Source organism: Pseudomonas siliginis (genome assembly GCF_024072275.1).
Classification (GTDB): Bacteria; Pseudomonadota; Gammaproteobacteria; order Pseudomonadales; family Pseudomonadaceae; genus Aquipseudomonas; species Aquipseudomonas siliginis.
In genome coordinates, this window is the sequence record NZ_CP099598.1 from 613,259 (window position 1) to 627,280 (window position 14,022).

The 14,022-nt window shown below is 59.6% G+C and carries 9 protein-coding genes; 8 read left to right on the top strand and 1 reads right to left on the bottom strand.

The window, feature by feature from the left end; genetic code table 11:
• The first annotated feature begins 45 nt into the window (after positions 1–45).
• Positions 46–4,788: an RHS repeat domain-containing protein gene (locus tag NF676_RS03265; RefSeq protein WP_252887226.1), complete on the top strand. Its 4,743-nt coding sequence runs from the start codon at positions 46–48 to the stop codon at positions 4,786–4,788.
• Between the two features lie 55 nt (positions 4,789–4,843).
• Here NF676_RS03265 and queG read toward each other — a convergent pair whose 3' ends face one another.
• On the bottom strand, positions 4,844–5,944 hold the full coding sequence (queG, locus tag NF676_RS03270; protein ID WP_252887227.1) for a tRNA epoxyqueuosine(34) reductase QueG: 1,101 nt from the start codon (positions 5,942–5,944) through the stop codon (positions 4,844–4,846).
• Positions 5,945–6,007: 63 nt separating this feature from the next.
• On the opposite strand from queG, the gene NF676_RS03275 reads away from it, so the two are divergent.
• The 7 genes from NF676_RS03275 to hflX all read left to right on the top strand — a co-directional run bounded on the left by NF676_RS03275 (position 6,008) and on the right by hflX (position 13,947).
• The gene (locus NF676_RS03275) at positions 6,008–7,507 is read left to right on the top strand and encodes an NAD(P)H-hydrate dehydratase (RefSeq protein ID WP_252887228.1); all 1,500 of its coding nucleotides are present in this window, start codon (positions 6,008–6,010) and stop codon (positions 7,505–7,507) included.
• Complete coding sequence (tsaE, locus tag NF676_RS03280) at positions 7,495–7,965, top strand: tRNA (adenosine(37)-N6)-threonylcarbamoyltransferase complex ATPase subunit type 1 TsaE (RefSeq protein ID WP_150638276.1); 471 nt, start codon at positions 7,495–7,497, stop codon at positions 7,963–7,965. The genes NF676_RS03275 and tsaE overlap by 13 nt, the downstream gene beginning before the upstream one ends.
• A 51-nt stretch (positions 7,966–8,016) precedes the next feature.
• Positions 8,017–9,396: an N-acetylmuramoyl-L-alanine amidase gene (locus NF676_RS03285; RefSeq protein ID WP_370593506.1), complete on the top strand. Its 1,380-nt coding sequence runs from the start codon at positions 8,017–8,019 to the stop codon at positions 9,394–9,396.
• On the top strand, positions 9,393–11,300 hold the full coding sequence (gene mutL, locus NF676_RS03290) for a DNA mismatch repair endonuclease MutL (protein ID WP_252887229.1): 1,908 nt from the start codon (positions 9,393–9,395) through the stop codon (positions 11,298–11,300). The genes NF676_RS03285 and mutL overlap by 4 nt, the downstream gene beginning before the upstream one ends.
• Positions 11,300–12,271, top strand: coding sequence for a tRNA (adenosine(37)-N6)-dimethylallyltransferase MiaA (gene miaA / locus NF676_RS03295; protein WP_150638272.1), 972 nt, complete (start codon positions 11,300–11,302; stop codon positions 12,269–12,271). The genes mutL and miaA overlap by 1 nt, the downstream gene beginning before the upstream one ends.
• 95 nt (positions 12,272–12,366) lie before the next feature.
• A complete protein-coding gene (hfq, locus tag NF676_RS03300) occupies positions 12,367–12,633 on the top strand; it encodes an RNA chaperone Hfq (RefSeq protein ID WP_016771947.1) in 267 nt (88 codons plus the stop codon).
• Between the two features lie 12 nt (positions 12,634–12,645).
• Complete coding sequence (gene hflX, locus NF676_RS03305; protein WP_041480728.1) at positions 12,646–13,947, top strand: ribosome rescue GTPase HflX; 1,302 nt, start codon at positions 12,646–12,648, stop codon at positions 13,945–13,947.
• The last annotated feature ends 75 nt before the right edge of the window (positions 13,948–14,022 follow it).

The following is a 14,022-nucleotide window of genomic DNA, read 5'->3' on the forward strand; positions in this document are numbered from 1 at the left end:
TTTAACTGCTCAACCTAAGTCTGGAAATAAAAGGACGGTTTACCAATGGAAAGTAATTTCTCTCCCTCTGTTCATTCAAACGCTTTCAACTTTGGTGAATTTGTTTCAGGAGGCGTTGATCCCCGCACGGGCATGTACACCTGCGCATTTTCGCTTGGCAAGTTGCACTCGGCGGATCTCAATGGTCCGGAGCTTGCACTTTCAGTGGGCTTTAATCCGCTCAATCAGGCGGATAGTGGTTTCGGCGTTGGCTGGTCTTTGACACTGACCAATTATGACTTGCGCAGCAAAGTGATGACCTTGTCCAACGGTGAGCGCTACAAGGCTGTCGAGACGTCTACCGGCCTTAAGTTCAAGGAAATGAAACTGCAAACGGCGAAAGTGTCAGTCGCTGGAGCAGGACGCTATGAAGTTCGATACAAGGATGGCCGGCGTGAACTGCTCAAAGTCCTGGCCGGCACTCAGGTCGCCGTCGCGGAAAAAATAATAGCGGCGAACGGTGTGAGCATTACGCTGAAGCATGAGTTGTTCAACCAGTTTCCCCGATTGGCCGAAGTCCGTGATGCCAAGCGCTGCCTGTTGAAAATCACCCGCGCGGCAGGTCAGGTGACGCTGTCCCGGCATCCCGACACTACTTCCAGTTCCAACTACAAGCTGATCTTGAAAAACTCTCGAGTGACGGCCATCGAGTTGCCGGTTGGTAAGGGTTGGGACCTTGAGTATGAAGTCATCGCTGGAGCCAGCTATGTTCATCGCATCGTCAATCCGCTGCGCGGGGTCGAAATCATTCGCTACAAGCGGCACGGCCACCGCTTCATCAGCGGTGTGGAACGGACACTGCCGTTTGTGATTGCTCACGATGTCTACCCAGGGCGCGGCCAGCCCCGACTTTGCAAGACCTACACGTACTCCGACCATAACTTCCTTGGGCAGGGCCTCCTTCCTGCCAAGGATAGTGACCTGGATCCTCTCTATCTGGCGCCCGGCCACTACGTCTACACCTCGGATGAGCACTTGCTGGTCAGCGGCAAAGTACATACCCGCATCAAACGCACCTACAACAAATTCCATCTGTTGGTGGCTGAGGTTACAACCTGTGGTGACGCTCAGATCGCCACCACCACGGAGTATCACTGTTCCATTACCAAGCCATTCAGTGAGCAGGTGGCTCAGTTCCGCATGCCTAAAGTCCACACGGTGACGTACCTCGATCGGCGCACCCAACAGCAGCGTGTGGAAACCACCGTCACCGAGTTCGATGACGAAGGTAACTTGCTCAAGCAGGTCGAGCCCACTGGGGTGACGACGACCACGGAATTTTATCCGGCCAGTGGTGGAGATAACTGCCCAGAGGATCCGCTGGGCTTTTCCAGATTCCCGAAAAAAAGGACGGTGACTGCTGCCGCATCCGATGGTGCTTCGACAGTCACCTACTACGACTACGCGCTGCATCCGGCGCTGGACGGTGCGGAACTGGCATCCGTGTTACCGGTCGAGGAGCGTTTTTGTGAAGTGTTGGAAGGCGTTGAGGTATTGCGTTCGAAAACCGCACGCAGTTATTTGAATACGCCCGGGGATCCACTCAAGCATGGAGCCACGAAAGAGCAGAGTGTCATCCTGAATGATAAAAAAACCGCTATCGAGTTTTCCTATGAACTTGAGGGTGACAGGTTGCGAGTCAGGTCCAGCACGCGCGGATTTGACGGCACGCTGCAGACCAGTGAGAAAGTGCTGTCGACGCTGACCGGATTACAGGTCTCTGAAGTCGCTGTCGATGGCGAGCACATCGAGCATGAGTACGACGCAATCGGTCGGGCAGTGGGCAAAACGGTTGCTGGCGGCACCCCATATGCGGCCGTTACCCGGTGGACCTATCTGGCTGCCAGCAAACAGCATCCGGCGACAATGGTGACCACGGATCCTGCTGGCGGCGAGCAAAAAGTGACTTATGACGGGATGGAACGGGTGATCACCGTTCATGAAAAGGACTGCGACCATCCCGACAAGGACGGTCTGATTCAGACACGCACGCTTTATTCTGCGCTGCATGATTCGGTCGGCCACAAGGTGAAAGTGACGCTGACTGATTGGCGTGATGGCAAGCCTTATCCGGTCAGCACCGGCTACGAATTCGATTCCTGGGGCCAGGTCAGCAAGACGCTGCACGATGATGGACGTATCGAACACAGCGAGGCGGACCCGGTTCTTCGCCGGCAGACCCATTGGCTCCAGGGGATGGGCAAGACGATCACCCTCGTCAATGATTTCGGTAAACCGCTGAGTGTCGAGAGCTTCAATCTGAAGAACAAAAGTCTCGGCAAAACTGTGTACACCTATGACGGCTACGGGCGCACAACCAGTCAGACAGACCCTGTCGGCAATACCAGCCGATATGAGTACGACGTTTTTGACCGGATAACCCGCAGTGTCCTGCCCGACGCCACTGCGGTCGTGACCGACTACGCCGGGCATAGTGATGAAGGTCTGCCGATCAACATCAAGGTCGCTGACAAAGTGTTGGGGCAGCAAACTTATGACGGTCTGGGTCGCTTGATCCGAAGTACCGTTGGCGGACGTAAGTCCGAGGCAGGTTATGAAGCGGGCTTCACCCAGCCGCAGTGGTACAGGAGTGCTGATGGCAAAAAAACCGAATTCACTTATTTGCGGGAACTGGGCGGCCTGCTGACTGAGCGCAAGGCAGGGGATCTGGTCACGACCATGACGTATGACCCCCTCAGTGGCAATCCCTTGACCTGTACCGAAAACGGCAGAGAGCGCAGCTTTACCTATCACCCCTCCGGGCGTGTGAAAACCGAAACGACGACCCTCGGCGCTATCACCAAAGCAACCTCCAGTAGCTGGTCCCTGCAGGGGCGACCGATCAACCATGTCAATGTGCTCGGAGTCGAAAGCACATCCGAATACGATAAGCACGGCCGCCTGCTATCCACCTCCCAGGGCTCGCTTAAAACCGAATTCCACTACAACGCGCAGACGGGGATGCTGGACTGGACGCAAACCGAAGAAACGTCCATCAAGCGTCAAATGATCACCCGGTTTGCCTATGACGATATCGGGCGTGAAACCCGCCGCACATTCGAGACTCAAGGACAGCCAGACCAGACCCTGGAATCGACTTACACGCTGGCTGGCAAACTGGCGCAGAAAGTGTCCAGACGTGGCACTCAAGTGTTACGTGATGAACAGTTCACCTACGATGTGCGCGGGCGCTTGATCCAGTACGACTGTGCCGGCACGCAAAAGCCGCGCGATCCGTATGGCAAGGAAATTGTCCGCCAGACATTCACCTTCGATGCATTGGATAACATCCTCACCGTGCAGACGAAGTTCCCGCTGGGGATGAATCTGACCACCTTCAGTTACGACAACCCTGATCCTGCACAGCTCAGCGCCGTCAAACATTCCCACGTCGACTATCCCTCGGCAGTGACGCTGGAATACGACGCCAACGGCAGGATGATCAAGGACGACCAGGCGCGAACGCTGGCCTATGACGCGTTCGGACGTCTCGAGCAGCTGTCCAGCGCAGGGGGATCAGTGATTCGTGGCTACCATTACGACGGTTTCGACGATCTGGTGGAGCTGTCGCAACCCGAAAAAGCAATTGTGCAGCGTTACTACTACGCAGGCCGGGTTGCCAACGAGGTGCGTGGTGAAAGTTCAACGAGTGTTGTGCGTCACGGTGGAGCGCTCGTGGGGCAACAGCAATCGGGGTTGAACCCCGACACGCAGCTATACGCCACCGATCAGCAGCAAAGTGTGCTGGCAACGCTGGGCAAGGAGCAGCTCACCGATTGCGCCTACAGCCCTTATGGGCATCGTCCCGCCGAAGGTGGATTGTTCAGCGTGGCAGGGTTCAACGGCGAACAGCTGGATCCGGTTACCGGGCTGTATCTGCTGGGCAACGGTTACAGGGCTTATAGTCCGACACTGATGCGCTTTCTCGCCCCCGACAGCATGAGTCCATTTGGCGCGGGCGGATTGAATGCCTACAGTTATTGCCTGGGCGACCCTGTCAATCGTGTCGACCCTACCGGGCATATCTCCTGGCAATCGATCCTGGGCATCGGCCTCAGTGTTCTCGGAATTGTTGCCAGCGTGGTGACGATGGGCGCGGCGACGCCATGGGCAGTGGCGGCATTGGGGCTGGCGGTTGCTTCAGGCCTGGCGGGTATTGCCAGCGAGGTGGTCAATGAACTCGCACCGGGTTCTCAAGCGGGCGAGATATTGGGCTGGATCAGTTTTGGTCTTGGGCTGGCTTCGGTGGGGGCAGGGCTGGCAGCTGGTGCCAAAGCGGGCATCAATGCTGGCAGGAAACTGGCTGGCGCCTTCAAGCAGGGCCTGAGTAGTAAAGGCTCCAAGGCAGCGGGTCAAGAGATGGCCCGAGGCATGATCAAGGGTAAGGGAAACAAGGCGGCGGCCAAGGCGAAGGCGAAGGCCAGCGCGGCCGTTCAGGAAGAGGCCGAGAAACCATGGTCACTCGTCAGGGTCGACCCCAAAAAGAACATCCTTGAGAAAGAGGGCCTTACCGGCTTGCTTGAAAAGGCCGAAACCTTCATGCAGCACATTGAGGCGGGTAACTCCCCGACGTCCTCTGCAGCGCTGATTCATGCCAAATACACGCCCATGCATGGTCCATCCGGCTCAGCATCAAAGCCGATGCATCTCTATCTATCGCAAGGAGACCGAATATATATGACCGAAAACGCCAAGGAGCGGATCGCGGTCATCAACCAGCTGGGTGGTCATTTAAAGGAAAAAAAGTAAGTCGGAGCACGCAACGAAACGATACAAGGCGAAAGCAGGAACACTCAAGGTCCGGCTACGATTTGAACAGTACGCTTGCCGGTTTTGCGAGCGCGCGGTGGGCGTGCTGTTCCAGTGCCCACTCGACATGTTCCCTGACCAACTCTGACGGATAATCACGTCGCGCCTTCAACGCTTCCAGCACAGGAATCGATGAAGGCGCATTCCCCAGCCCCACCGCCAGATTGCGTAACCAGCGCTCGTACCCGGCACGCCGCAACGGTGAACCTTCGGTGCTGTTCAAGAACTTTTCTTCATCCCACATGAACAGTTCAGCCAGCTCGGCATTATCGAGATTGTGCCGTGGCTTGAAATCGCTTTCTCCAGTCGGCCGAGCGAAGCGGTTCCATGGGCAGACGATCTGGCAGTCATCGCAGCCAAACACCCGATTGCCTATCAATGGCCGCAATTCTTCGGGAATCGCGGTTTTCAGCTCAATGGTCAAATAGGAAATGCAGCGCCGGGCGTCCAGCACGTACGGGCCGACAAAGGCATTGGTCGGGCAGATATCCAGGCATGCGGTGCAACGCCCGCAATGTTCAGTGCTGTGCGGTTCGTCCACCGGTAGCGGCAGGTCGACGAACAGTTCGCTCAGGAAAAAATAACTGCCGGCCTTGCGGTTCAACACCAAGGTATTTTTACCGATCCAGCCCAGTCCAGCCTGTTCGGCGATGGCTTTTTCCAGCACCGGTGCGCTGTCGACAAACGCACGAAAGCCGAACGGGCCGATCTCCGCCTGGATCTTGTCGGCCAATTGTTGAACACGTTTACGGATCAATTTGTGGTAATCGCGGCCCAAGGCATAACGCGACACGTAAGCCTTCTCCGGCTCAGCCAGGCGTTTGGCCATTTCGGTATCGCCTGGCAAGTAGTCCATGCGCAGGGAAACCACGCGCAACGTGCCCGGCACCAGCTCTTCCGGGTGCGAACGTTTGCTGCCATGGGCGCCCATGTAGTCCATGTCGCCGTGGTAGCCGGCCTCGAGCCAGCGCTGCAGATGCTGCTCGTGTTCGGCCAGGTCCAGACCGCTGATGCCGACTTGCTGGAAGCCCAGCTCGCGGCCCCAATCCTTGATCGATTGGGCGAGGGCGGGCAGGTCTGTGGTGATGGCGGACATGAGGCGAGAGAAACCGGAGCTGAGGTGCGTATAATTCTGCCAGACATCGGAGCCCGAAGACGCATGCCGCAGACGAAAGATGAATTACCCGACGCGCTGTACCGCGCCGCGCAGGTGCGCGAACTCGACGCGCGGCTGATCGCCGCCGGCACGCCGGGCTTCGAATTGATGCAACGCGCCGCCCGCGCGACGTGGCGCGCACTGGTGCGCAAATGGCCGGGCGCGAACGAGCTGACCGTGCTCGCCGGCCATGGCAACAATGCCGGTGACGGTTATCTGGTGGCCGGGTTGGCGCTGCGGGCCGGCTGGACCGTGCGCGTTCTCGCCGTCGGCGATCCGCAACGTTTGCAGGGCGATGCCGCACTGGCCCATGCCGAATCCGTGGCTGCTGGTGTTGTGGTGCAAGGCTGGCAGGCGCAAAGCGAGCTGTGCGGTGTCGTCCTCGATGCCTTGCTCGGCACTGGCCTGAGCGGCGAAGTGCGTGAGCCCTATGCCTCGGCGATCAAGGCGATCAACGCCTGCGGCTTGCCGGTAGCGGCGGTCGATATTCCTTCCGGGCTGTGTGCCGATACCGGGTGTGAACTGGGTGTCGCGGTATGCGCCGATCTAACGGTGACCTTCATTGCTATGAAGGTCGGGCTGTTGACCGGTGATGCTGCGGATCATATCGGTGAGCTGGTCTTCAGCGACCTGCAAGCCACCGACGAAATTTTCAGTGACATTCCTGTCTGCGCTCAGCGTCTGAGCGCCGCTAATCTTCCAGCACTTGCGCCGCGCGCGCCGACCTCGCACAAGGGCCGCTTTGGCCATGTGTTGCTGATCGGCGGCGATCACGGTTTCGGCGGAGCGATTCTGCTCAGCACTGAAATGGCCTTGCGCGGCGGCGCAGGCATGGTTTCGCTGGCGACTCGCCCAGAGCATATGCCGGCGGCGCTGACTCGGGTGCCGGAGGCGATGGCGCTCGGCACTTCATCAGCCAATCAACTGATGGGGCTGCTGGAAAAGGTTTCGGTGCTGGTGGTCGGGCCGGGCCTCGGTCAGGCCAGTTGGGGTCGTGCCCTGTTGTCGGCGGCCGCCAATGCTGCGTTGCCGCAAGTGTGGGACGCTGATGCGTTGAACCTGCTGGCCAGCGATTTCGTCCAGTTGCCCAATGATTGCGTGATCACCCCGCATCCGGGTGAAGCGGCGCGCTTGCTTGGCATCAGTACCGCCGAAGTGCAGGCCGATCGCCCGGCCGCTGCTCTGGCGTTGAGCAAAAAGTATTCAGCGGTAGTGGTTCTGAAAGGGGCCGGCAGTCTGATCGCCCATCCAGACGGGCGTCTGGCCCTGTGTCATCAGGGCCATCCGGCGATGGCCACGGGCGGTTTGGGGGATGTGCTGGCCGGTCTCACCGGCGCATTGCTGGCCCAGGACATGGACGCGTTCGATGCGGCATGCCTGGCCGTCTGGCTGCACGCCAACGCGGGTATGCAACAAGGCAAATTCGGCCGTGGGCTGGCGGCCAGTGATCTGATTCCAGCCATTCGTCAGTTGTTGGAGGAGCAAGCACCGTGTCTGAAGTAACCCTGTACCTGGCCGATGAACAGGCAATGAGCGACTTTGGCGCACGGATCGCCCGCGTCACCCAGGGCCATGGCCTGATTTTTCTTGAAGGTAATCTGGGTATGGGCAAAACCACCCTGTCACGGGGCATCATTCGCGGTTTGGGCCATGTTGGCGCGGTAAAAAGTCCCACCTTCACTCTGGTCGAGCCCTACGAGATCGGTGACATACGTGCCTTCCACTTCGACCTCTATCGTCTGGTCGATCCCGAGGAGCTGGAGTTTCTCGGCATCCGTGACTACTTCGAAGACGATGCCCTGTGCCTGATCGAGTGGCCCGATAAAGGTGCAGGCTTTTTGCCAAAGCCCGACCTGACCATTACCATTAGCCCGCAAGACAGCGGGCGTTCGCTGAAAATTTTAGCCCAGGGCTCGCGTGGCGAGGTCTGGTGTGCCGCTTTGGCATTGGAATCCAATTAAATGATGGGGTTTGGTATGCGCTTTCGCGCGTTGGTGGCTGCCGCTGGACTGATGTTGATGGCAGTAACCGTCAACGCTGTGGCCGATTCAAAGGTCAACAGCGTGCGCCTGTGGCGGGCGCCGGACAACACGCGACTGGTCTTTGACCTCAGCGGCCCGGTGCAGCACAGCGTTTTCACCCTGACAGCCCCGGACCGGCTGGTGATCGACATCAACGGCGCCACCCTCGGCGCGCCGTTGAACGTGCAGACCGCGAACACGCCTATCACCGCGATGCGCTCAGCCCAGCGCACGCCGACCGACCTGCGCGTGGTCATCGACCTGAAAAAAGCCGTCACCCCGAAAAGCTTCTCGCTGGCGCCGAACGCGCAATACGGCAACCGTCTGGTGGTCGATCTGTTCGACAACCCGGCCGATGCCGCGCCGCCGCCAGCCCCGACGCCATCGGTGGCGACCGTGCCGGCAGTGCCGGTGACCCCGACCGAACCGGCGATCAAGCTGCCGCCAGCCCCGGCCGGCAAACGCGACATTATCGTGGTGATCGACGCCGGCCACGGTGGCGAAGACCCGGGCGCGTCAGGCTCGCGCGGCCAGCGTGAGAAAGACGTGGTGCTGCAGATCGCCCGCGAATTGCAGCGTCAGGTCAACGGCATGAAAGGCTTCCGCGCCGAGCTGACCCGTACCGGCGACTACTTCATTCCATTGCGCGGGCGAACCGAAATCGCCCGCAAGAAGGGCGCCGACCTGTTCGTCTCGATCCACGCCGACGCCGCGCCGTCCGCAGCCGCTTTCGGTGCTTCGGTGTTCGCCCTCTCTGATCGTGGCGCTACGTCCGAGACCGCCCGTTGGCTGGCCGACAGTGAAAACCGATCCGACCTGATCGGTGGTGCCGGCAACGTCAGCCTCGACGACAAGGACCGCATGCTCGCCGGCGTTTTGCTCGACCTGTCGATGACTGCGTCGCTGACCTCCAGTCTCAACGTCGGCCAGAAGGTTCTGACCAACATCGGTCGCGTTACGCCGCTGCACAAACAGCGCGTGGAACAGGCCGGCTTCATGGTGTTGAAGTCGCCGGACATCCCGTCGATCCTGGTCGAAACCGGCTTTATCTCCAACGCCAACGAAGCGAACAAACTGTCCGCATCCAGCCACCAGCAAGCGCTGGCCCGTTCGATCAGCAGCGGCGTGCGCCAGTTCTTCCAGCAGAATCCGCCGCCGGGCACCTACATCGCCTGGCTGCGTGATTCCGGCAAGATTGCTCAAGGCCCGCGCGACCACCGTGTCGGCCCGGGGGAAACCCTGGCGATGATCGGCGTGCGCTATCAGGTTTCGCCGGCTACCTTGCGCGCCGCCAACAATCTGAAAAGCGATGAGCTGAAAGTCGGTCAGCACCTGACGATTCCTGGCACCGAACTGGCGTCGAAAGAATGAACCAGGTATTGAACACTGCGCGCATCGAGCTGCTCAGCCCACGACTGGCGAACCAGATCGCCGCTGGTGAGGTGGTTGAGCGCCCGGCTTCGGTGATCAAGGAGTTGCTGGAAAACAGCCTCGACTCCGGCGCCAAGCGTATTGACGTCGATGTCGAGCTGGGCGGCATCAAGTTGCTGCGCGTGCGCGATGACGGCAGCGGTATTTCCGCCGATGACCTGCCGCTCGCCCTGGCCCGTCACGCCACCAGCAAGATTCGCAACCTCGAAGACCTCGAACAGGTGATGAGCCTGGGTTTCCGTGGCGAGGCGCTGGCGTCGATCAGCTCCGTGGCGCGTCTGACCCTCACCTCGCGCACCCGCGATGCCGATCAGGCCTGGCAGGTCGAGACCGAAGGCCGGGATATGGCGCCGCGCGTGCAGCCGGCGGCGCATCCGGTCGGCACTTCGGTGGAAGTCCGCGACCTGTTCTTCAACACCCCGGCCCGGCGCAAATTTCTCAAGACCGAAAAAACCGAATTCGATCACCTGCAGGAAGTGATCAAGCGTCTGGCGCTGGCGCGCTTCGACGTGGCTTTTCATCTGCGCCACAACGGCAAGACCATCCTCAGCCTGCACGAGGCCCACGATGATGCAGCCCGCGCCCGGCGTGTGGCGGCGATCTGCGGTTCGGGTTTCCTTGAGCAGGCGTTGCCGATCGAGATCGAACGCAATGGCTTGCACCTGTGGGGCTGGGTCGGTTTGCCGACCTTCAACCGCAGTCAGGCGGATTTGCAGTATTTCTTCGTAAACGGCCGTGCGGTGCGCGACAAACTGGTGGCCCACGCGGTACGCCAGGCTTATCGCGACGTGCTGTTCAATGGTCGGCACCCGACCTTCGCGCTGTTTTTCGAGGTCGATCCCGCAGCGGTAGACGTCAACGTGCACCCGACCAAACACGAAGTGCGTTTCCGTGACGGGCGCATGGTCCACGATTTCCTGTATGGCACGCTGCACCGTGCGCTGGGCGATGTGCGTCCGGAAGATCAATTGGCCGGCTCGGTCACCACGGCGATCGTTCGGCCGAGCGGGATCGAGGCGGGCGAGTTTGGCCCACAGGGCGAGATGCGTCTGGCCGCCAATGCGCTGCTGGAGCAGCCGCAGGCGCAACCGGTGTTCAATACTTCGTCCGGGGCCAGCGCTGGCGGCGCTTATCAGTATCAATACACGCCGCGTCCGCAATCGGCGGTGCCTGCTGCCGAGGCGCAAGCCGCATACAAGGAATTTTTCGCGCCGCTGCCTGAAGCCAATGCCAGCGCACTGCCGACCGGTCAGGAAGATATTCCGCCGCTCGGCTATGCACTGGCGCAGCTAAAAGGCATCTATATCTTGTCCGAAAACGCCCATGGCCTGGTGCTGGTGGACATGCATGCCGCCCACGAGCGGATCATGTACGAGCGCCTGAAAATCGCCATGGCCAGCGAAGGTCTCAGTGGCCAGCCGTTGCTGGTGCCGGAATCGCTGGCGGTCAGTCAGCGCGAGGCCGATTGCGCTGAAGAACACGCCGCCTGGTTTCAGCGTCTTGGTTTTGAATTGCAGCGACTGGGGCCGGAAACCCTGGCGATCCGGCAGATTCCCGCTTTGCTCAAGCAGGCCGAAGCCAATCGACTGGTCGGCGACGTGCTCTCTGACCTGATGGAATACGGCACCAGTGACCGTATCCAGGCGCACCTCAACGAACTGCTCGGCACCATGGCCTGCCACGGCGCGATCCGCGCCAACCGGCGTCTGGCCCTGCCGGAAATGAACGGTCTGCTGCGCGATATGGAAAACACCGAGCGCAGTGGTCAATGCAACCATGGCCGACCGACCTGGACCCAATTGGGCCTGGACGATCTGGACAAACTGTTCCTGCGCGGTCGTTGATGAGCCAGCTGCCTCCAGCGATTTTTCTGATGGGCCCGACCGCTGCGGGCAAGACCGATCTGGCCATCGAGCTGACCAAGGTGCTGCCGTGCGAGTTGATCAGTGTCGATTCGGCGCTGGTCTACCGCGGCATGGACATCGGCACGGCCAAGCCTTCGAAAGAGTTGTTGGCCGAATACCCGCACCGGCTGATCGACATCCTCGACCCCGCTGAAGCGTATTCCGCTGCCGATTTCCGTCGCGACGCGTTGCAGGCCATGGCCGAAATCACTGGGCGAGGAAAGATCCCGCTGCTGGTCGGCGGCACCATGCTCTATTACAAGGCTCTGGTCGAAGGTCTGGCGGACATGCCGGCAGCCGATCCCGAGGTCCGCGCGCAGATCGAGGAAGAAGCTGCACGCCTCGGCTGGCAAGCCCTGCACGAACAGTTGGCGCAGATCGATCCGGTGTCGGCGGCGCGCATCCATCCCAATGATCCGCAACGCTTGAGTCGGGCACTGGAAGTGTATCGAGTCAGCGGGCAGAGCATGACCGCTCTGCGCGAGCAACAATCTGTGCAAAGTACTGAAGCAGCCGCTTCGGGACGGCAACAATTGCCCTATACTGTCGCGAACCTGGCCATTGCTCCGGCGAATCGTCAGGTTCTGCACCAGCGAATTGAACAAAGATTCACAAATATGTTGGAACAGGGATTCATCGACGAGGTCGTAGCCCTGCGTAAAAGAAGTGACCTGCATTCGGGGTTGCCGTCTATACGTGCGGTAGGCTACCGCCAAGTCTGGGATTACCTGGACGGCAAGCTGACATTGGCCCAGATGCAGGAGCGGGGCATCATCGCCACGCGCCAATTGGCCAAACGCCAGTTTACCTGGCTGCGCAGCTGGGACGATTTGCATTGGCTGGACAGTCTTGATTGCGACAATCTGCCACGCGCCTTGAAATACCTCGGGACCATCTCCATATTGAGCTGAGTCCTTGCAATTGCCGTCTATCCTTGGGGGTGTGACGGCCGAAGCCATCTGAATTTACCTGTTTTTATTATTGAATCCTTAAAGGAGTGCGGCACATGTCAAAAGGGCATTCGCTACAAGACCCTTACCTGAACACTTTACGTAAAGAGAAAGTCGGGGTTTCCATCTATCTGGTCAACGGTATCAAGCTGCAAGGGACGATCGAGTCGTTCGACCAGTTCGTGATCCTGCTGAAAAACACCGTAAGCCAGATGGTCTACAAACACGCTATCTCGACCGTCGTGCCGGTTCGTCCAATTCGTCTGCCTAGCGCAACCGAAAACGAACAGGGCGATGCCGATGCAGCGCCGGGTAACGCCTGATAGGAGTCTCCTTTGTTCTTTGAGCGCCACGGTGGTGGTGAACGAGTCATCCTCGTTCACTTGGATGGACAGGACCCTGAGGCGCGCGAAGATCCGCAGGAGTTTCAGGAGTTGGCAAATTCGGCTGGCGCCGAGACCGTCGCGTTTTTTAACGTGCCGCGTCATCGGCCAACCGCCAAATATCTGATCGGCAGCGGCAAGGTCGAGGAACTGCGCGACCTGGTCAAGGCTGAAGAAGCCGATCTGGTGATTTTCAATCACATCCTCACGCCCAGTCAGGAACGCAACCTTGAACGTGTCTTCGAGTGTCGCGTGATCGACCGCACCGGGCTGATTCTCGATATTTTCGCCCAACGCGCACGCACCCATGAGGGCAAGCTGCAGGTCGAACTGGCCCAGCTTGACCACATGAGCACGCGGCTGGTTCGCGGCTGGACTCACCTTGAGCGTCAGGGTGGCGGTATCGGTATGCGCGGTCCGGGTGAAACCCAGCTGGAAACCGACCGCCGTCTGCTGCGGGTTCGCCTGCGCCAGATCAAGGGGCGGCTGGAGAAGGTGCGCAGTCAGCGCGAGCAGTCGCGCCGTGGCCGATCCCGTGCGGACATCCCTACCGTTTCGCTGGTGGGATACACCAACGCCGGAAAATCGACACTCTTCAACAACGTGACGAAGTCCGAGGTGTACGCGGCCGATCAGTTGTTCGCCACGCTCGACCCGACCCTGCGCCGGCTGGAGCTTGACGACCTCGGTCCGATCGTCCTCGCCGACACCGTGGGGTTCATTCGTCACCTGCCACACAAGCTGGTCGAGGCATTTCGGTCTACGCTCGAAGAGTCGAGCAATTCCGACCTGCTGTTGCACGTGATCGATGCGGCTGAACCGGATCGCATGTTGCAGATCGAGCAGGTGATGGTGGTGCTGGGCGAGATTGGTGCCCAGGACTTGCCGATCCTCGAGGTCTATAACAAACTCGATTTGCTTGAAGGCGTCGAGCCGCAGATCCAGCGCGATGCCGATGGCAAGCCGCAACGGGTCTGGCTCTCGGCGCGTGATGGCAGCGGTCTGGAATTGCTTGAACAGGCCATCGCCGAGTTGCTCGGCAGTGATCTGTTCGTCGGTACCTTGCGCTTGCCGCAACGATTCGCTCGGCTGCGTGCGCAGTTCTTCGAACTCGGGGCGGTGCAGAAAGAAGAATACGATGATGAAGGTGTCAGCCTGCTGGCCGTTCGTTTGCCCCGGATCGAGCTGAATCGATTGGTAAGCCGCGAAGGATTGCAGCCGATGGAATTCATCGAGCAACACACTTTGCAATAAAAGCCTGACAAAGCGGTTGTGCCGCAACGGCAGGCATTCTGTAGCATTGGTCGGCGCGCCGTGGGTGCGTCTTTG